Source organism: Shewanella sp. MF05913 (assembly GCF_059758095.1).
The window spans coordinates 58408-79831 of record NZ_JCAYNT010000021.1; the positions used below are offsets into that span (position 1 = coordinate 58408).

Genomic DNA, 21424 nt, shown 5'->3' on the forward strand with positions numbered 1-21424 from the left:
ATGAATACAACTCATAAACCGCTGGTATACGTAGTAGAAGACAGTTTATCAAGTGGTGCCTTGTATTGCAGTCAGCTGCAAAAAGCCGGCTTTGACACTCAACACTTTGTCGATGGTTATTCGGCTTTAGTGGCGATAAAAGAAAAAATGCCAGCGGTACTCGTACAAGATGTATGCTTACCTGACATTAGCGGATTAGAAGTGCTTAAATATGTCAATAAACAAGAGGTTGCTGCTAAAGTTATTATTATTACTTCTAATAGTTCAATTGATGTTGCCGTAGACGCTATGCGCCTTGGCGGTTACGACTTTATCGAAAAACCGTTTACCTCAGAGCGTCTTATTACCTCTGTTACCAATGCAATAAAACAACAAAATCAAGATTTAAAAACCGTTGAAGTTGAGCCAGCAGCCACCTCGCTTGATAGAATCAATTTTATTGGTGAATCATTATCAATGCACACTGTGTTCCGTTTACTCGAGAGTGCGGCGCGCAGTAAAGCCAGTGTGTTTGTTACCGGCGAAAGTGGTACAGGTAAAGAGGTGTGTGCCCTTGGGCTTCATCAAGCCAGCGCGCGCGAGCAAGGTCCTTTTATTGCCATTAACTGTGCCGCTATTCCTGCAGAATTATTTGAGTCTGAGTTTTTTGGCCATGTAAAAGGTGCATTTAGTGGGGCATTAACCGATCGTAAAGGTGCTGTTGAAGTGGCTAATGGTGGCACGTTGTTTTTAGATGAAATTTGCGAAATGCAATTAAACCTGCAAGCCAAATTATTACGTTTTTTACAAACGGGGACGTTTTGTAAAGTAGGCAGTAGCGAAGTATTACAAAGTGATGTGCGCATAGTGTGTGCAACCAACCGTAATCCTGCAGAAGAAGTCGGTAAAGGGCGCTTTCGTGAAGATTTATATTATCGACTTAATGTTATCCCTGTGGTCCTGCCACCACTGCGTGAGCGCGGTGAGGATATCTTATTATTAGCGAACAATTTTTTAAAGACGAAAGCGACTGAAAATAATAAACAATTTGAAAACTTCAGTGACGAAGTAAAGCAAATATTTATGCAATATGATTGGCCTGGTAACATCCGTGAATTGCAAAATGTGGTTGAGAACATTGTAGTCATTTATGATGGTCAAAGTGTGCAGCAAGACATGTTGCCGAGTAATTTTGATCATAGTCCAGATAATCAATCTCAACCTGTATTGCAAGGCCGTTTCACCTCTCAACGTTCTGCAACTGCCGATATCGATACTGATATTAACAAAACAACTCATGCGGTACCGGCTCAAAACACGACCTCGCATAACATTATTCATCTGTGGATAGTCGAAAAAAATGCCATTGAGGATGCCATAAGTCAGTGTGGCGGTAATATCCCTTTAGCTGCCGCATATCTTGGCATAAGTGCATCGACGATATACCGTAAAATGAAAAGCTGGGCTGAAAATTAACCTGGGAAATCATCTGTCCGTAAAATCGCTATGTTTCTGTATTGATAAAATCACCTTAGGGTGATTTTTTTGCGAGTAATGAAAACATAAATGTGAGTATTTATCAGTGAAATTATTTGAATTATAAAGTTTGTTTTCTCATTCCTAGATTGCTTTGCAAAATGCGAATCAACTTGAATTTTATTCTGTGTTAAATCGAAGAATAACTATGAAATTAAGTTAACTATTTGTTTTAAGGTATTAATTATTTTTGGCCGGTTTCCTGCATTCATCATGGCATAGTCTTAAATGACGCGATACATGATAGGAGTGAGCGATGAAAAATATTCTTTGTGCAACCTCAATGTGGTTATTGTTATTGAGTGGAACCGTATCAGCCGCGACCAATGGCCTGGATTTTATCGAAACGGCAGACGGTCGTCAGTCTGATAAAATTCGCGAAATGGTACAGTGGACTCACTCCCGTTTAGTGTTTAAAAAAAGCATTTCAAGAGTCGCCATTGGCCAAGATGCCATAATGCAGGTTGAAGTGTTAGACAAAAATGAAGTGTTGGCACTGGCTAAAAAAGTCGGTCGAACCAGTCTCATTGTCTGGTATACCGATGATTCTTCTGAAACGTTTTTATTTAGTGTTACGGAAGATTTGAGCGTATTACGCCAGGCACTGCATGATATTCATCCCAAAGTGCGTTTAACCTTAGCGCCAGACAGAGCAGCACTGGTATTACGCGGCCGAGTCCCTACCGTTAGATACAAAATGGCAGCAGAATCAGCTGCACGTCATTATTTAGATGCAGGTAATAATCAGTCAATAGACAATAACTTAGTGGTTAAATCATCAAACGATCTACTCGCTGGGTTAAGCCAAAATATTCGTTTACCATCATTACAACAACGTAAATCCCCCGGGTTAACCAAAAGTAATGCGGCCATCATCAATTTAATCCAGGTAGATTTATTGCCGATGAACATTGCTGAAAAAGTTAAAAAGGCGATTAATCAATTAGGGGGGCAATCAGTGAATGTCAGTCGCATTCAAAAAGGCGATTTGCCTAACGATCAGGCCGACACCTTATTGCTTAGCGGCCAGGTTGAAACCCAGGTGGATTTAGTCAGAGTGTTGAACCTGGCGGCACGATTATTTACTGGCGATAGAGTCAATACTGTGACCGGTAAATTAGATAGCGGCAGTAATGATATTACCGTGATTGCCAATGAGTCTGGCGGACTGATCAACTCAGGCCAGCAAAGCAGTAGAGCGGGATCGACAACCAGCAACTCTACGTCAAGTTCGACTGGTAATAACGTTCAATCAAATATTGCCCGCGCGAAACTATTGTCGATGGCCAACGGCAGATTACTTTCCACCATTGAGGTACGCGATTTACCGCAAGTACGTGTGGCCATCCAAATGTACGAAGTCAATCGCCGCAGCTTAACCCAATGGCGCCCTGACTTTTCATTAATCACCAATGGTTACAATAAGTCGGGCGGTAACTTTGGCCTCGAAGGTGCGACTAACCAGGCATTAGGCTCAGGTCAGGTTGAGAATGCACTGCAAGTATTAGGCGGCGCCTTAGTTAACAACTTTCAAGTTGGCGGCAGTGAGGTGGCATTTGATTTACTGTTTTCATTACTTGAAAAAGACGGGATATCTCGAACACTTTCGCGTCCTAATTTAACCGTATTAGCCGGCGAAAAAGCGGTATTTCGCGCTGGCGGTGAAGTGCCGGTACCGACATCATTTTCACCCAATGGCATCAGCAGTGGTGATACTGGCGGCAATAGCCAAGGGGTATTTAGCGGTACAGAGTTTAAGTCGTTTGGTATTGAACTTGGCGTGCGCGCCATGGTTGATGAAAACGATCTGATCACCCTGGATTTAAGCCCGAGTATTTCAACGCCCGATACCTTATTAACTCAGCAAATTTCATCGAGTACAGGGTCATCATTAACCACCAGTGCATTTAATGTAAGAAACCTAACCACCAGTACCCGTTTGCGTGATGGACAACCCTTAATTATTGGGGGATTAGTGAGCCGTGATATCAGTGACTCACGTGACTTTGTGCCAGGTATTAACGATGTGCCTTTATTAGGCAAATTAACAGAATCATCGCAAGAGGCTGACACCTCACGCGAACTGATTATTATTGTCACGCCAACGTTAGTACGTGAACCGCGCCATGATGTGGCTTTATGGCAGTTTCAGTCTTCAACAGAAATGCTGCAAAGCATGCAATACGAATCACAATAGAGGATTAACTAATGAAAACATTATCTTATTTGCATATTGGTGGTCTTTGTATGCTTGCGTTAGCCAGCAGTGCATGTACTAACACCAATAACACTAAACAGGTATATCAACCTGATGATCAATTAGATACCTTATTGTCAAAATACAATGTGAAGGCATCATATGGGATTCATTGCCAAGGCTATCAAGGTGCGGTGAGTGATTGTGGACGACTGGCCAATGACTTAGGCGCGTTATCGATGAGCTACCCACAGCATCAAAAAATCGGATTTACGTCTGCCATTGTGTATCACCAGGTGGGCCAGAAAATAGACAGCCAAATGGTGTTAGACCGTCTATTGTCACAACAAAACCCGATGTCTGAAGTCGCTATTTTACGCAGCCAAATTGCCATGCAAGAGGGCAACATTAATCTCGCTAGAACCGTTTTAGAGCGTCAGGTGCAATTACAACCCGATCATCCTGAGTTACACGCAACACTGGCAGCCACATATTATTTAGAGGGCCGATATAAAAAGGCAGAAGCGGTGATTGCTACCGCCGACAGATTAGGCGCGCCAGTATGGCGAACCAATTATCACCTAGGGCTAATACACGAAGCTCAGTCTCATTGGGCCCAGGCTTGTCACTTTTATGCCGATACATTGGATTCCTTGCCCGATCATCGACAGAGTTTATCTCGCTTGCTGTACTTAAGTGATCATCCAGAATGTCGAGTCGCTTACAGCAGAATTTAAGTGCAGTGTTACAACCTAAAAGCTTCCATCTGGAAGCTTTTTTTATGGGTAATTAAGCATATTGCAAACCCACATCCCAGGTTTCGCATTTTGCAAATCATTGTGCTGTTCAAATTTGCTATTACTTAATACTCATATTATCCCATTACATCTTAACTTACTTAAGAAACACCTAAGCCGCTGTATTTAATGTGTAATATATTTTGTTTTATGGGTTTTAGATATTGGCATGACCTTCGCAACTATCTAAACAGAGGCAAAGATAAGTAATGGGACATGTCTCTTAGTCATAGAGAATTCGATTCTCTACTCCTAACACAATCAACCCATTCGTTGATGTGAACAAGACAGAAAATAACTTGAGGTACACATTATGAAATCAATTAAATCAATGATCAAAAACAGCAAAAAGCAGGGTGGTTTTGTTATGACTTCAGAGTTGATTTTATTATCAACTGTCATGGCAGCAGGTTTAGTTATCGGCCTGACCACAATGCGAGATTCTGTCACTGCAGAGCTTGAAGATGTCGCAGAAGCCATTGGATCTCTTGATCAAAGCTACGCATTTGACGGCATGATTAACGCCGAAAATACGGCTGAGATCAGCGGTTCAGGCTTTATTGATGCCGTGGATGTTAACGCCGGTGACGGTGCAACATTTACTTTTGTTGCTAGCGACTTTAGTGAAGCGGCGGTATCAATTTCAAATACGCCTAGTGCAGCAGGCGCTTCTCCTTCAGTAGAAGACGGCAGTTTAGATAATTAATGGTTAGTCTTGGTCGGTTGTCTCAGTGAGAGGCAATCGGCGCCTTCAATTAGATTAACAACACATCGAAGAGGTGCAACATGAAACGCAAATTCACAGGTAGTACAACGATAGCCATCGCACTATTCGTGACCTCTGGCGTGTTGGCATCGGCATTAGGTATTCGTCAAATCGATAGGTTAACGACCACAACAGCATTGGTATTAACCCAAAACTTACAGGCAGGAGATGTCATTACACCCGCGACATTAGTTCGTCAAAAAACCGAGCAACAAGGTATTGATCAGAGTATCCAAAATCCACAATTACTGTTGGGTAAAACCATCAATGTCGCTAAACAAAGCGGAGAAGCGATTTATGCCAACGAATTAGCGACCCCTAAGATCAAATCCTTGTCATACGCGGTGCCAGAAGGCCGGGTGCTATTCACGCTGAGCCAGCCGCCATCAGGTTTACCTTTTTCTAAATTAAACCAGGGTGATAGGTTCGATATTTTGGTGAGAGGCCGTACTAATGTGCGAACCGTTGCACGTAATGTGCAATTAATTGGCCTACTCAAACCGCAAAGCAAAAGTATCGCTAATAGCGGCAGTAAAATAGAAAGTCTTAATGCAACAAACACCAAAGCGACGACAGGTAAAACCGCTCTCGTTATGGCCGTAAGACCAGCCGATGTGTATCCACTGGCCAGCATTGGGGCTAACGACATTGTCACTATTGTGCTTCATAGCGCTTACGATATTGCCAATGGTACCCAACCATTATTAGGGATGGCTAAAACCCATCGAGAGGTGATTATTCATAGCGGTAATCGTCGTAAAACTGTCAGCATAGCGCGTGAATAAAGCGTATTAATACAACACGTAGGAGGTGAGGTATGTTTAATTCAGCCCAAAACATTTTTACTCCAACAGCACACAATGTGATGTCGATGCCTAATGACGAAATGCGTCGTCTTAAGCAGCTGCTCCATAACAGCTTAATTGATGATATGGAAAACGATGACTCACTTCATTTAAAACAGCCCGCACAGCTTAAAAAGCAATTACATGAGCTTATTGAAACGCTACCTGGTCAACAGCAACAACCCATGAACACAGCAGACAAAAGTCTGTTGATCCAACAAGTCATGGAAGAACTGCAAGGCTTAGGCCCTATTTCAGAGCTCATGCTCGATAATGCTGTCACCGACATCTTAATTAACGGCCCTTTTTCCATTTGGGTTGAACGTCATGGTGTATTACAACAAACCCCGCATACCTTTGACAGTGAATCACACTTAAGACGATTTCTTGAACGCATCGTCAGTGCGCAAGGCCGTCAATTAGATGCCAATAACCCTATGGTTGATGCCATGCTGGCTGACGGAAGTCGTTTACATGCGGTTATTCCGCCATTATCTAACATTGGTGCGGTGGTATCTATCCGCCGTTTTCATCACGAAACGATTAGTGCAGAAACACTCGTCAGCAGCCGATTTATCAGTAATGACATTTTGCAGTTTCTTGAAAAGGCTGTAATTGCGGGCGTGAATATCGTCATAGCCGGTAGCGCCGGTGCAGGTAAAACCAGTTTATTGAATGTTATCTCTGGTTTTATTCCTCGCCGTGAACGGGTGATTACCATTGAAGAAACAGCCGAATTGCAATTACAACATCCACACGTCATCCCCCTTGAAAGCCGTAGCACCAATGGTGAAGGCAATGGCGAAGTGTCATTACGCGCGTTAGTGAAAACCGCCCTAAGAATGCGTGCCGATCGCATTATTGTCGGTGAAGTAAGAGGCGGCGAGGTGTTTGACATGTTACAGGCTATGAACTGTGGTCACGATGGCAGCTTAACCACAGTGCACGCCAATAATCCTAAAGATGTGATTAATCGATTGCGCTCACTTGCTCAAATGGAAGAGGCGTCAATTAGCCGCGACACCATTGACCAAATGATCAACTCATCCATTCAGGTCATCGTGCAAGTGAGACGCTTTAACGACGGTAGTCGTCGAGTGGTGAGTGTCTGCGAAGTGGTACAAAGCGAACAGAACACCCAGGTTAGGCCGTTATTTGAGTTTAAGCACAACACCGAACATGCCAGTAACCGTATCGTGGGCGAACATGTATGTTGCGCTGAGTATTGTCATTTAAGTGAAGCTATCGCGGCAAAGGGATTTGATGTCACTGCATTAAACCAACTGTTCACAGGAGTTGACTATGCCTTGGTATGAATGGCTTATTCTTATGGTGCTGATTATCGTGATGTTAATTTGCGCCAAAGAATGGTGGCAAGACAGTGAACTTAACAATGCCTGGTCTTCGACATCGACAAAAAGTGCATCCGGCTTTCAGCAAAAGTTACGATTGTTAGATATTAATCTGGCACCCATTAGCGTGATATTTGGCATCATTAGCTTGTCTGCTTGCACCTATGTCGCCATCAATTATGCCTTTCCGAAGCAGCAAGGTATCGCGATTATAATGGCGATTGCCATTATGCTGAGCAGCTATTTTTTACTTGATGACTTAGTGACCTGGCGTACTAAAAAAGTGGAAACGGAATTAGTCGATGCCATGGACACCATGCATTCATCATTACAAGCAGGCTTATCACCACTGCAAGCCATTTCAACGGCCGCCAATTTAGCCAAAGGGCCGTTAAAAACCGAATTAACCGAAGTCGTTACCCGTTTGTCGTCTGGTTACGATGCTAGCCAAGCTGTGCATCGATTAGTGAGTCGTTACAACACCGAGGGAACCCGTTTGTTTGCCCAAGCATTAGTCGCGAGACATCAAACCGGTAGCGATTTTAGTGCAATGCTCCAAGCCGTGAGTCAATTAATGCGCCAACGTATTGAGCAATATCAATATATTAATAGCCAAATGTCAGCCACGCGCTACGCTGCTATTTTTTGTGGGCTAATGCCTTATGCACTTATCCCGTTATTTATGTCGCAGGAACAGCAATGGTTTACTCCATTACTTGAGCATCCCAATGGTGCTAACTTTTTAAGCACGGCATTATTTCTCCAGATCGTTGGGTTCTTTTGGTTACGTAAAGTATTAAAGGCCAATGTATGAATATTTCACTGTATGCAGACATTATTTTAGGGTTGCTGTTAATCGCAACCACCTGGTTATTTTATCTTTTTCATAATACTCGAGTGGATGATAAAGACATCACCACGTTAAGTGAAATTGTGCCGTTAGAGCGAATTTATCCCGCCACGCTCATTCGTCAGGCGGGCTTGTCAGTGTTACGTAATCGCATGTTGTACTGGTCGATTAAGATCAGTTTAGTGTTTGTCACTATTATGATGTTGTTTGAGTTTATGTCTCAGGTCAGTCTATGGGCAAAAGTAGGCATGACGATAAGCGCATTTTTAGGCCTCGATATTTGGTTGTTGTTGAAACGCCAGGTGAGAAAACAGCGCATTAATCACTCGTTAGAGTTTTTTATCAGCCTCCTCATCGTGTATTTAAAATCGGGTACCGCATTAAGCCAGGCATTTAGATTGTCTGCAGAGTATGGATTAGCCAAACATCATCCCTTGGCCGACGAACTATTATTGTTGTCGTTAGAAATCGAGTCTGGACGAGATCGTGAAAGGGCATTTGAAGATCTTGCTAGCCGAACGGGAGTGCAAAACTTAACAAAACTGGCCGCCATTATTCATATTGGCCTGCAAATAGGCTCACCACTGGTCAATTGTTTGCAGTCGCAATTAAGTTCAATACAGCAGCAACGTCAACAGATTGTGAATGCCAAAATTAACCGCAAATCGTTAGAGTTATTATTGCCAATGCTATTAGTGTGTTTTCCAATGTTTTTAGTCTTGGTCTTTTTCCCGGCAGCGATTCAATTCATCGACTTATTAACCGTATTAGGCGATCTAATATAAGGCAGGGCAACATGAATCATGCAACGTTAACGGCTCATCATCGCCAAGCTGGGTTTGTATTAACCATAGAGCTGATTTTAATTACCACTATTTTAATTATTGGCAGTTTTGTTGGGATCTCCGCTGTCAGAAATGCACTCGTAAAACAACATGTTACCCAGCAAGACCGCACCATTACGGTGTCAGACAGTAATGGCATTAAATTAGGTAAAATGCTCAGTTTAAACGAGCATGAAACGCCGATTATTCCATTTGTGGATAATAGCGTCGCGCCATTAGCGCCCGATCCAGCACATCAAAATTTTAGGGCTTTGTTAGGTGTAAGAGATGACCGATTTACCTCAAGAGAGCCAGTGTATTACGACGCGCCTAATTGTACAGGTAACCCATGCATTAAAGGCATCAGTGATGAAACATCAGACAGTGTCGGAGTGGATGGCATTAATGGTACCGGGGCAGTGAGTTATTTTCATGCGCTTCAAGGTGGTCCTAATTATGCTATTGGCCGCGCAAACAATACTGTGACTGGGTATTTATTTCGTTCAACACCGCAGCAATGCCCGGTGAATATCAGCGAAATTGAGTCACGCTATTTATCGCAAAAAGTGGTCTCAGGTATGCCATGCGAGTCATTTAGTGTAGAGCAAGCCGAAGCCGATGTAAGTTGCCTGGTGGGAGTAGAGTCGGGGTCATCGATCATTAATATCGGTCCCACAATTGATAACCCTGTGTGCGATCAATGCCCTGCAGGTACCGAGGCACAAGGGGACACGTTAGACAGAAATCGCTCAGCGATAGAACCACTCATCAATACTGTTTTTAGTACGTTATCGTTAACCGGTTTAGTGCCTAATGTCGATGTCACGTTAGGCGAGGTATGTTGTCCTATTGGCACTCGATTGGACGAAAACAACGATCTCACTAGCTCTGTCACCTATATTGCATTAGCCACAGCTTTTGATCTGCTAAATGTTAATTTAATCGACAATCCTTTGGTCTCAAACTTACTTGCAAGTTTGGGCATACAACAAGGGACACTCAATTGTGTCGCCGATATTAATTTGCTCAGTGCTGAGCAAGTGGTTGATCCATTTAACGATAATCAAAACGTATTACAGCGTTTTACCGCGCCATTTAAGGTTAATTTACCGAGTATCAATAACGAAGATAGCTGGATTTATGTCGCGCCAGACGGTGAAGGTATTAACAATGGATTATAGAGGTAGTGATTATGCAGCATTTACATGAGCAAACCTTACAACAAATGTACTTAGCATCGTTATCTGTCATTGCGGCGCATAATGAGGATAAATCAAATCAATTACTCACCCAGTTAAAGGGGGACACCCAATCATTATTAGCTTGTACATGTCGGCCATTACAGGTGTCGGAGCTGCATATGCTTGAGTTTTGCCGCGATGTATTAACCTGTTTGTCTAAAGAATCAACACCGAGTCATGTGCAGCATAAAATTGATCATCTCGATATTGCAGACTGTTCTAACGATGATAATGCTGCGCCATTGGCTGACGAAGAACTTGCGTTTATTCAGCAGCAATTTAATGAATAGATGAGCCATGATGATATATTGTCAAAGCCAGTAAATGGTATCTGACAAAACCTAACATCATGGTCATCTGTCGAATCATTCTATGCCAGCAACAGATTAAAATCATTATTGCATGACTTTATGTTAGCCACACTTATCGTTCATCAAATTCCCCTTATGCCTTTTTTTAAGTTTTACTTATATCAACCTAACCACTTAAATACTCAACAATTCTACCCATCATTACGCAAATGCTATCTAAGCAAACGTCCATTTTCATATCGGCTTAACCCTAGTTCATCCCAAATACCTGAACGCTCACCTCGATTTCTGATCATATTGCAGTCATGAGTGCAGTAATGAGTGCCGTAATGAGTGCGGTGATGAATTCGTCGCGGTTTAACAATCAAGCCATCGCAAATTGCTCATCATTTGCAAATTGCGAATACAGCGTTGCATTTTGCAAACCTACCAGAGTAGTAAAGCACAGGTGAAAACCATTAATTAATTTAAAGCCATATAAAACAATGTCTTAATTTTTTGTTGAGAGTTGGCATCCTACCTGCAATATCTTAATCGAGTTCCAAATAACTCTTAATTTAAAACAACACCGAGGTGACATATGAAAAAACTACATATCGCAATCGCAGCATTATTATCTTCTTCTGTAGCTATGAGCCCATCATTTGCAAGTGAAATACGTGGTGATGTTGATGTATCACTCGTTATTGGTGAAGGCTGTGCCGTAAACGGTACTGCAGATGCCGGTGCTGGTATTAATAAATTTGGTTCAGTCGATTTTGGCGAGCAAAGCAACTTAGACCTGTTTATTGATGCTGAATCGGCAGGTGCAGCAGGTGCAGGCAGTATTGAGCTGACGTGTAACACCAGCTTAGCGTACAGCGTCGCGCTTGATGATGGTTCAAACCCGCAGGCCGGTCAACGTCGTGTATCTCGCGGTGGTTTAGATTTTGTGAACTATGAACTTTATCAAGATGCAGCCCGTTCGGTGCGTTGGGGTGAAGGTCCACAGTCACAAGCCTTAACCGGAACCGGCGCAATACAACCATTAACTATTTATGGTCGTGTATTAGCAGGACAAACCACACCGGCAGCAGGTAACTACTTAGATACAGTGCGCATGACTATCTCGTGGTAAGCAACCTGCAGGGCGTCATTTTTACTCAGTAAATGACGCCGCATTCTTCATCAAACGAGGATGAAACAATGATGACCAAAACATTAATCGCACTACTCAGTATGACCCCGCTGATTGTCATCGCTGAACAAGCTCAAGATATTAGCGAAATTAGCATACAGATTGAACAAGGCTGTGTGTTAGACAACGGCAGCGGTGCAACGGCGTTTGGTGCGATTAATTTTGGTGAACTGAGCAGTTTAACATATGGAGCACAAGCCACATCTACACCCGGAAGTGGTTCTATCGGCTTTAGATGCTCCCCTAATTTAAGTTACAGAATTGAACTCGGCAACGGGTTAAACGGCACCGACAGTAGCAACCGTCTGCTACTCAATAACGTGACCGGAGAAACCGTGCCATATCAATTATTTCAAGACCCTGGACGTGCGCAAATATGGGACAGCACTAATGCCGTCAGCGGTAACGCCAGTGGATTATTTGAATGGCTGCCGATATACGCCGCTATTTCGCCTCAAGCAGTGACTCCCTCTACCGGGAACTACCAAGACAGCGTAGAGGTTGTACTTATTTTTTAAGGAGAAACAAAAATGAAGCATTTAGCATCGATGATAGTCGCCGGCGCATTAGTCATGAATCCTCTCAACCTTACTGCCGCTGAGTTATTGATTTCACCAGTGAATATTGATATTGCCCCAGGTGAAAAGGCAGCACTACTCAAATTGCAAAACAACAGCAATACCGCAATGAAAATTCAAGTGCGTGTGCGTCAATGGGACGCCCACAACAGTACGCTAGATAAACCCAAAGTGGTGGTGAGTCCGTCATCACTCAATATTTTACCGGGTAAACAGCAAGTGGTGAGAATTGTTAACACTGGCCCTGCAAGTGATATTAACAACGAACGTTTGTATCGAGTGTTTTTAGATGAAATTCCAGATATGCAAAACACTTCAGATCAAGGGTTATTACTGCAAGTTCGTTATGCCTTACCGTTGTTTATTGGCGGCCCAGACTTATCGGTCGCCCGTACTGAAAATTTTGACCAATTAACCAGTATCTGGAACCGCGCGTTAACCTATTCGTACAACAAGCAATCCAATCAGTTGGCCTTTAATAACCAGGCAAACGGCCACGCCAGAATATCTAAAGTTCGTTACACCAACGGCAGCGACAAAGAGAGCGTTGTATTTGGTGGCTTACTTGGCTATGTCCAAGCCAACAGTCAGGCAGCGTTTAATGTGTCGCCCGTTGCGCTTACCTCTTCGTCGAAACTATTCGCAGAAATCAATGGTGTCGATGTGGAGATTAACCACGATGGGAGGTAACAATGAAAAAACTAACCAAAGTTATCTTAGTCGCTGCAAGCACCTACACCAGCGCAGTTTCTGCTGAAATCTTATATTTAGACGTGTACCTTAATGGCGTCCAGGTTAATCAACTTATTGAGTTTAATCATATCCAAAATCATTTTTGGAGCACCGAAGACGTACTAGGCGAATCATCATTAGCTGAGTATGCCAGTGGCTTAAGTGGTCGTGTTGACTACTGTAATTTACAAGCCGTATCGTGTGTTTATAGCTACGAAACTCAACGCCTTTATCTTACCGCTGACATCGATTTATTTCCTGCCCAGGTGATTAACAGTAAAAAAAGAACCTCCATTCCTATTACGCGCTCAAGCGGTGCCCTGGTGAATTACGATATGTATTATCGTGATTACCAATCTGGCACAACCACCGTTGATTTACTGCAACAATGGCGTGCATTTGGCGACTGGGGCGTATTCGAAACCACGGCAAATTACCGTAAAGAGCTCGGCGGAAGCGATAACAGCACCGTTGATGAAGGGATGATCCGCTACGACAGTTTTTGGCAATATAACGACGAAGAAAATATGCGTTACTGGCGTGTCGGTGACATGATCAGTGGCGGTAATCCTTGGGCTCGTCAAGTCAGAATGGGCGGGATTAAACTGTCGCGTCGTTTTGAGCTAGATCCACAATATGTAAGTTACCCATATCCTGAATTTATCGGGAGTGCTGTGTTGCCGTCAGATGTTGAAGTGTTTGTTAATAATTACAAAATGTATTCAGGCAATGTAGAACCCGGTAACTTTATTTTAGACAGCGAACCCACGGTGAATGGTTTCGCCAGTGCTAGTATTGTCACCACTGACATTAATGGCCAGGCGGTTAGCCGAGATTTACAATTTTATGTTGCGCCAGAGCTGCTTAAGCAAGGCGTATACGATTACGACCTTAACCTAGGGGTACTAAGACAAGGTTTTGGTCTTGACTCATTTGACTATGACTCAGATCTCACCGCCATTGCCGATGTACGTTACGGCTTAACCGACAACATGTCGGTGTCTTCGCATGCCGAACTGAGCAAAGATGTGTACAACGTAGGTGTAGGCACCGATTTTACCCTGGGTAATCTGGGGGTATTTTCGTTTGCGGCCGCTCATGGTCAAGACAGTAATAACAGCGGTTGGTTAGGCCTCGCGGGTTATCGTTTTCAAGCCAATAACTGGGGTTTTTCTGCCCAAGTTAAGCAACAGCAACAAGGTTATCGTGACACTGGCTCAACCCAATTTGTGTCGCAAATCGAACGTGAAGTGCAAGCTAATGCCGCATACTCATTTGATAATGGCGTTTCTGTTGGTGTGGGTTATTTTGATATCACTAAGTTCGATGACGACAATCGTCGCTTGGTATCTGCTTTTTATAACCAGTCAATCGACACCGCTTCTATTTCAGCCAGTGTTAATTGGGATCCCGATCGCGACGATGTGAGCGTTGGCTTAAATTTTTCGATCCCATTTGGCACTCGTTCACGTGCTAGTGTCAGCCATGTCCGTGACAATAAAGGCGAAGACCGTACCGTAGCGTCAGCTTCATTTGCTCGTAATGGTAATCGTGGCTTTAGAGGCAACGTGAGTAATGTTGTCGGTACCAGTGACTTTTCAGCTAACGGTAGCTGGAGAGGTGACAAAGTTGAATTAACCGGCGGTTACTATAATCGTGGTGGTTCAAGTGGCCATTGGGGCCAGGCCTCGGGGTCGTTAATTTGGTCTAAAAGTCGTTTCTTGTTAGGTAATCGCGTCGCCGATACGTTTGCCGTGGTATCAACGGGCGGTATTGCAGATGTGCCGGTATTAATTGAAAACCAGGAAGTGGGTGAGTCAGACGATGACGGCATGTTACTGGTGACTGGGCTTGCATCATATAACCCCGTCAATATCAGTATTAATACCAAATCATTACCGTTAGACACCAACGTGGTCAACGATCAAATACAAGTGATGGCTGCAGAAAGCCACGGTGTAGATGTCGACTTTGAACTGTATCAAACCAAAGCTGCCATTGTGATTGTAAACGACGAGCAAGGTCAGCCTATTCCCGTCGGGGCATTAGCGACCCTAAATGGTGAGCAAAATGGTGACTTTGTCGGCTGGGACGGTGAGTTATATCTTGAAAAGCTACAAGACAACAACACCTTAACCCTTATATGGGACGGTAAGCAGTGTGTACTTGAGTTTGCCTACAGCAAGCAACAAGATGACATTCCTGTTATTGGCCCATTGGTATGTGCGCCTGAGATTGCTAATGCACTTGTCATGATTAATGATCAACAAGGCCAGCCTGTACCAGCAGGAACCTTAGCCATTATTAATGATCAACTTGAACCACAAGTTGTCGGTAAAAATGGTCAGTTGTCATTATCATCGCTCACAGCGCAAAACATCGTGACCCTTAACTGGGCTGATCAACAATGTTCTGCTGAATTTACTTATCGTAAAACTGATGAGCAAACGCCGGTCATTGGCCCAATTACTTGTGAACCTAAACAGTTCATTGCAACTGTGATTGTTAACGACAGCAAAGGTAATCCTATTCCTGCTGGCGCCAGTGCCATCATTAACAGTGATGATCAACCACAAACAGTGGCGCATCACGGTGAAGTTTATCCGCAAGCACTACAAGCGGAAAATCAAATGGTATTGCAGTGGGATAATAAACAATGTTCAGTCGAGTTTAGTTATACCCAAATCAATCATCAAAAAGCCATCATTGGGCCATTGGTATGCCAACAATCAGACAGCATGGTTAATGTTACATCGCCAGAAGCCAATCCTGACTCAACGCCTAAAACACTGGAGGTCATCAACACGGTTGCGATTGATATTGAGTCAACTCATATCGACGAGCAAGTTCATGCAGATGTGCAAACTCATGTAGAAGAACATGCAACACAAACCTCGGTTAACACTCAGGTGTCTGTCAGTGCTGAGGCAACCATTGAGACTCAAGCCGTTGTAGATACTCAAACTTCTGTGAATATTCAAGCAACCGTTAGTACTCAAGCGAGTGTTAGTGCTCAAACAACCGTTAGTGTTCAAGCAACAGCAAGTGCTGAGGCTGCAGTAAGTACCCAGGCAGCTATTAGCACTCAAGCCAGCGTTAACGCTCAAGCTTTTATCAGCGAGCAACGTCAGCGCAGCATAGGCCAGAGGTTCATCACTACCACAGTGCAACACATAGCTTCACAGCTCACGTTAACCGCTCAAAAACGGGAGATAGCGTTAAGCGAAAATGGAGTTGCTAGCGTTGAGATGGACCAAACTGATAACGATGGCTTTATCGTAATGGCACAGCAATTTGTCACCAATACTGGCCAATGGCTTTTTGAAAACAAACGGATTGATGAAAACACGTGGATTGAAGAGCAGAAAGTCATGCTTTATACCACCATCGCAGAGAATCAAAACACGGAAGAGGCTAAAACGACGTCGCATAACATGATGGCTCTTAAAACCATCGCTCCTAAATCAACAGTTCCACAATCATCTGCTTCAGAGGCCGTTAAGCTAACCGCAAACAACCAATGGTTTAATCAAGCAACGATTGCAGATATTGACATTAATCGCACAAACCAAGTGTTAATAGCAAAGAGCAACACGTATGCCGTTAACACTTTAAGTAAAAGCATTGTCTCTATGGTGTTCATGCCGAACGCGCCCAACCGGCACAAGCCGCGGCAGCGGTATTACGCCAATATTCATCGTTTGAAACATCATCACTCCAAGCTCCAACAAGCACCACCACAACGATATTTAATGCATAAACAACGCACAAGTGACATTACACAGCAAAGGAAAGGAGAAACAGTATGAACATAATAAGCAAACTGTGTTGTACAGCCGTCATGGTGTTCACAAGCCAACATGTTTACGCAGACTGTGTCGTGGGCGGTAACAGTAATCAAAACTTAGGCACGTTTAGTTCTGCGGCAATCTCAACCGGTATTGTACAAACGTCATTTAGCTCAGACTTTGGTTGCTCTGGGTTTGTTAATCTATTAGATTTTAACGAAATTGATGCCACGTTAGTGGGTGCCAATTTTCAGTTAACCGCGGCAAATGGTGATGCAGTGCCTTATACACTTTATACCGCGCCAGAACGTACCGACCCATTTACCCTTAACGAAACTGTCAGTTTTGGCTCTTTCAATCTATTGGATTTACTGGGCCTATTTGGCGACGATGGCACCATTCCTATATACCTGTCTACAGGTACCGCGAATGTTGGTGTGGGTACCTATAACGACACCATCTCAGTGCTATGGCAATGGGATTATTGTTCAGGTATTGGTTTATTAGGTATCTGTTTAGGTCGCGACAATGGCAGTGCTACCGTGATGATTAATGTGCAACTTACCGTGACAGAAAGTTGCAGCGTACAAACTTCAGATGTCTCACTCGGTACAGTGTCTTACCTAGGTGCGGCTCACAGTGCCATATTGCCTTTAGACATCAATTGTACTAAGCAATTAAGCTATCAATATTATGTCGATGGCGGCGATAACTTTAATGCCGGCCAAAGGAACATGGCCTTTAACACCGACACCATCGCCTATAAAATCACCACAACCGACGGAAACACCTTAATTGGTCCAGATTTATCAGCCAGTGTTGCAGGTATTGGGATTGGTAATAACCAGGCATTTCAATTTTTGGTAGAAACATTGGTTGAAGATAGGTTCCCGCTACCTGGTGTTTATCGTGATCAAGTGAGGGTGATAGTCGAGTTTTAGACAGTATCGATTGATTTCGCCTCATAAACACATCTTCTGTGCCATGGATGGCACAATTAACACAGCATAATTAATCACATCCATCCCCTTAATCTTCATTTATGGCAACCCGCAAATCCCTATGAACTACCATATTGGCTCATAAGACATGATTAACCTTATTATATGTAACTATTACATGATTAATTTGAAGGTGATTCGTGTTGCTGACAATAGTCGCTTAACTGAGTCATGACCTGCTCAAAGTTGAACGTGAGGTCTTTAATTAATTGATCATCAACACTACTATTGTTTGCAAGATGTTCTATTTGTTGGCAAACCTCAGCTAGCTTTAGCGCAGCCACTGACTTTGATGCTGATTTCAATCCGTGTGATTGAAATGATAAATCAGCATAGTTTTGGCTATCTGCGTAAGCTTTTATCAGCTTAACTTGCTCGCCTGCAGTTTGGATAAATGCATTAAATACCATGCAATGTACGTCTGTGTCATCGCCAAGTATTGACACTAATAATGACATATCAAGTTGATCAAACATGGCAGTCGAAAGCTCAATTGAAGGGGTATGTTCAATATGTGCATTAATGGCTATAGATGTGTGCTCCATTAACAGTGTTTTAAGCTGAACTAACTCGACTGGTTTAGTTAAAAAACCATTCATGCCAACGCTATAACAGTCATCAATATTCTTTTTTATGATATTGGCTGTCACTGCAATGATAACTAAATCATTTAACCGTTCATTTTCACGGATCCTTTTTGTTAACTCTAAACCGTCTAATAATGGCATTTGAATATCGGTCAATAAAACATCAAAAGTCTTATCTTGTAAGATTTGCCAGGCTTGCTCACCGTTACTCACAAAAGTTGATTGCACACCTAATAGGGTTAATTGCTGCTTTAATACTTGTTGATTGGTTACTTGATCTTCTGCAACTAACACTTTTAAAATAGGTAAAGCATCGATATTAGTATGTTCTGTTTTTTCTGTGGCCACCTGTTTATGAGGGGCAATAGTTGATTGTTCAAAGCTGTTAAATAACAAGTTAAAACAAGAACCTTGATTAACTTCACTTTGAACAGTTATTTTACCTTGCATGCGTTCTACTAATTCTCTGGTGATCACCAAACCAATACCAGTACCATTAATTTTGCTGGTTTCAGCGCCTAAACGGTCAAATGGTTTAAATAAACGTGACTCATCTTCTTCAGTAAAGCCATAACCAGTATCAGCCACGCTAATACTGCATTGACGATTGTTTAACACATCACAACGAATGTAAATCTTACCTTGAGGCTTATTATATTTAATAGCATTGGATAATAGGTTTAACATCACCTGTTTATAACGACGTTCATCGATATAAAAACACAGGCCATCAAGACTATTAAGTCCTTCAAGGTGAAGTGAAATTGATTGTGCATTAATGAGTTCATTTACAAACTCTACAGATTCTTCAATAACACGTTTAATAGGCACATATTCAAAATTGAACTGCATATTGCCAGACTCTATCGCCGTCAAATCCAGGACATCATTGATGAGTAATAGTAAATGTTCGCCAGCACGATAGATGCTTTTGGCATTGTTTTTTTGGATGGTATTTGCACTTTGATCATAATCGTACAGCTGGGCTAAACCTAGAATGGCGTTCAGTGGTGTACGTAGCTCATGGCTCATACTGGCCATAAAATCTGACTTTGCTTTACTAGCAGACTCAGCCTGGATCCTTAAACTATTAAGTTTTTGCTGGTTACCTGCAATGTCATTGACCATTTGGTTAAAGCCATTAATCACACTGCCCACTTCATTGTGTTGTTGCTTATCGACATGACATTCAAAATCTCCTTTAGCTAAGCGAGTGAATGCATGTTCCAACGCACGTAGTGGGGAAGTGATCCGCAAGTCTACTAGCCATGCTAGGCCAATTAAAATGAGTAACAATATAGAAAATTGAATATAAATTAGCGTGTAATGTAATTTAGATGACTCATTAATTTCAGTTGTAAAATTAACCACTAAGGTAATTTTGGCGAGCGGTTTATCTAAAAAAATAATATCTTGGTTTAATAACATATCACCACTTTCAATAGCACCATTCCATGAATCAAGTGGATATAACTGATTACCTGTTTCAGCATCTACTATTATTATTGCTTTCCAATTTGGCTGTATTTCAAGTTGGTTATTGATTTGTTCATACAACTCAGCATATTGTCGGGTCAGCAATGGCGTTGTAATTGAGGTTGATAGTTGTTGCAATGAACGCTGAGCCGTTTTAGATAGGCCATCATTAACCCAGCGAGCTTGTTCGGGTAAGGTATAAAACACAAATAAACAAATTAGCATTAGCCCGAACGAAAAAATCGCCAGATAACTTTGTGCCCGTAGACTTCTCCACCAATTAATTTTCGACATAAAATGAGCGTAACCCCCATTGTGTTAATTGTTGGTATTCATCCAACGTTGCTGTACTAGGTTGTATAATCGGGATACCTGCAAGTAAATGTTTATACTTTTCACTTTGGCCAATGGCTAAAATAGCTTGTTGGATTTTAAGTTGAACAGCTGTATCGACTCTAGGATGAGCAACAATTGGATGACGACTGATTTCACGGGTGTGATACAAAATGGTTAACTTATCTTGTAAGTTTTGTGGCTGTTGCTTCAACGTACCTAACACACCACCGCCAGCTTTAGTGGTACCTAACGCCACGTTAAGGTAAACCGATGAATGGGTTTGTACATAAACTGGTTTTATTGATAAATCATATAATTGAGACAAATCTGCACGCATCAATAATGAAGCACCTAATGCATTAGGGGCAGGGAAGGCAATCTCTTCATTTTGCAATTGACTCAAGTCATTAATACCACTGTCTTTTTTAACAACCAATACGCCTTGAAGCTTACGTCCTGCATCTTTAATTAATGGAATGTACCCTTGTTTTTCATTGGCAATCACACTGTGCCAAGGATTCATGTAAGCAAAATCATACTCACCGTTGGCGAAGGCTTGCTCAAATACCGGGATTGATTCAACCGTGATGAGTTTAATTGTGACACCCGTTTGCAAACTCACTTCATCAAGTAAAGGCTGCCAAATGGCATTTAACTTTTGAGGCTCATACTGCGGTACAACACCAAAAGTATATTCTTGCGCGAATAACCACGAACTCTGGATTAAAAAAATTATGACCAATAGATATTTCATTATCACTCCCATTTAATCGCGTGTTATAGCCATTAGCTTAGTTAAATTATACTTAAGTCACCATAAATTAATGCTTTTTTATAAAAAATAGGCCCTAAATCACAGAGGTTATTTCATTATGACGAGCTCAATACTTATTCGCCAAACGTCATAATAAGCGATCTAAACCTGGTATTATTATGCATATAAAGTGCCACTTTCGAAATAAAGTATAGTGTCAAGTATTTTAATTGGGTTTATTGGCATGGAAGTCTATATCAAAACTAAACTCCGATGGGATTGGGAGATATTTATCGT

General features: G+C 42.3%; 17 protein-coding genes. 15 read left to right on the forward strand and 2 right to left on the reverse strand.

The features are described 5' to 3' along the window. The 15 genes from AC19MV_RS19115 (at position 1) to AC19MV_RS19185 (ending at position 17914) form a co-directional block, all read left to right on the forward strand. A complete protein-coding gene (locus AC19MV_RS19115; protein WP_498309546.1) occupies positions 1-1455 on the forward strand; it encodes a sigma-54-dependent transcriptional regulator in 1455 nt (484 codons plus the stop codon). Between the two features lie 316 nt (positions 1456-1771). After that, positions 1772-3712: a secretin GspD/PilQ domain-containing protein gene (locus AC19MV_RS19120; RefSeq protein ID WP_498309548.1), complete on the forward strand. Its 1941-nt coding sequence runs from the start codon at positions 1772-1774 to the stop codon at positions 3710-3712. An 11-nt stretch (positions 3713-3723) separates the two neighbouring features. Further along, a complete protein-coding gene (locus tag AC19MV_RS19125; protein ID WP_498309550.1) occupies positions 3724-4449 on the forward strand; it encodes a tetratricopeptide repeat protein in 726 nt (241 codons plus the stop codon). Between the two features lie 373 nt (positions 4450-4822). Continuing rightward, positions 4823-5215, forward strand: a complete 393-nt coding sequence (locus AC19MV_RS19130) for a hypothetical protein (protein WP_188916321.1) — start codon at positions 4823-4825, stop codon at positions 5213-5215. A gap of 80 nt (positions 5216-5295) precedes the next feature. After that, entirely contained in the window at positions 5296-6060 is a 765-nt protein-coding gene (locus tag AC19MV_RS19135; protein WP_498309552.1) for a hypothetical protein, read from the forward strand. A 32-nt stretch (positions 6061-6092) separates the two neighbouring features. After that, on the forward strand, positions 6093-7436 hold the full coding sequence (locus tag AC19MV_RS19140; protein WP_498309554.1) for a TadA family conjugal transfer-associated ATPase: 1344 nt from the start codon (positions 6093-6095) through the stop codon (positions 7434-7436). Continuing rightward, complete coding sequence (locus AC19MV_RS19145; protein WP_498309556.1) at positions 7423-8286, forward strand: type II secretion system F family protein; 864 nt, start codon at positions 7423-7425, stop codon at positions 8284-8286. The genes AC19MV_RS19140 and AC19MV_RS19145 overlap by 14 nt, the downstream gene beginning before the upstream one ends. After that, entirely contained in the window at positions 8283-9107 is an 825-nt protein-coding gene (locus tag AC19MV_RS19150) for a type II secretion system F family protein (RefSeq protein WP_498309558.1), read from the forward strand. The genes AC19MV_RS19145 and AC19MV_RS19150 overlap by 4 nt, the downstream gene beginning before the upstream one ends. A gap of 11 nt (positions 9108-9118) precedes the next feature. After that, positions 9119-10327: a hypothetical protein gene (locus AC19MV_RS19155; protein ID WP_498309560.1), complete on the forward strand. Its 1209-nt coding sequence runs from the start codon at positions 9119-9121 to the stop codon at positions 10325-10327. 11 nt (positions 10328-10338) lie between these two features. Further along, positions 10339-10677 carry a hypothetical protein gene (locus AC19MV_RS19160; protein ID WP_498309561.1) on the forward strand — a complete coding sequence of 113 codons (339 nt, stop codon included), beginning with the start codon at positions 10339-10341 and terminating at the stop codon, positions 10675-10677. 601 nt (positions 10678-11278) lie between these two features. Further along, positions 11279-11815, forward strand: a complete 537-nt coding sequence (locus AC19MV_RS19165; protein WP_498309563.1) for a Csu type fimbrial protein — start codon at positions 11279-11281, stop codon at positions 11813-11815. Positions 11816-11883: 68 nt separating this feature from the next. Next, positions 11884-12393, forward strand: a complete 510-nt coding sequence (locus tag AC19MV_RS19170; protein WP_498309565.1) for a Csu type fimbrial protein — start codon at positions 11884-11886, stop codon at positions 12391-12393. 12 nt (positions 12394-12405) lie between these two features. After that, positions 12406-13143: a fimbrial biogenesis chaperone gene (locus AC19MV_RS19175; RefSeq protein ID WP_498309566.1), complete on the forward strand. Its 738-nt coding sequence runs from the start codon at positions 12406-12408 to the stop codon at positions 13141-13143. 2 nt (positions 13144-13145) lie between these two features. Further along, entirely contained in the window at positions 13146-16994 is a 3849-nt protein-coding gene (locus tag AC19MV_RS19180) for a FimD/PapC C-terminal domain-containing protein (protein ID WP_498309567.1), read from the forward strand. Next, positions 16991-17914, forward strand: coding sequence for a spore coat protein U domain-containing protein (locus AC19MV_RS19185; RefSeq protein WP_498309569.1), 924 nt, complete (start codon positions 16991-16993; stop codon positions 17912-17914). The genes AC19MV_RS19180 and AC19MV_RS19185 overlap by 4 nt, the downstream gene beginning before the upstream one ends. 182 nt (positions 17915-18096) lie before the next feature. Here AC19MV_RS19185 and AC19MV_RS19190 read toward each other — a convergent pair whose 3' ends face one another. Continuing rightward, complete coding sequence (locus tag AC19MV_RS19190; protein WP_498309570.1) at positions 18097-20331, reverse strand: ATP-binding protein; 2235 nt, start codon at positions 20329-20331, stop codon at positions 18097-18099. Next, on the reverse strand, positions 20318-21127 hold the full coding sequence (locus AC19MV_RS19195) for a phosphate/phosphite/phosphonate ABC transporter substrate-binding protein (RefSeq protein ID WP_498309572.1): 810 nt from the start codon (positions 21125-21127) through the stop codon (positions 20318-20320). The genes AC19MV_RS19190 and AC19MV_RS19195 overlap by 14 nt, the downstream gene beginning before the upstream one ends. Between the last annotated feature and the right edge of the window lie 297 nt (positions 21128-21424).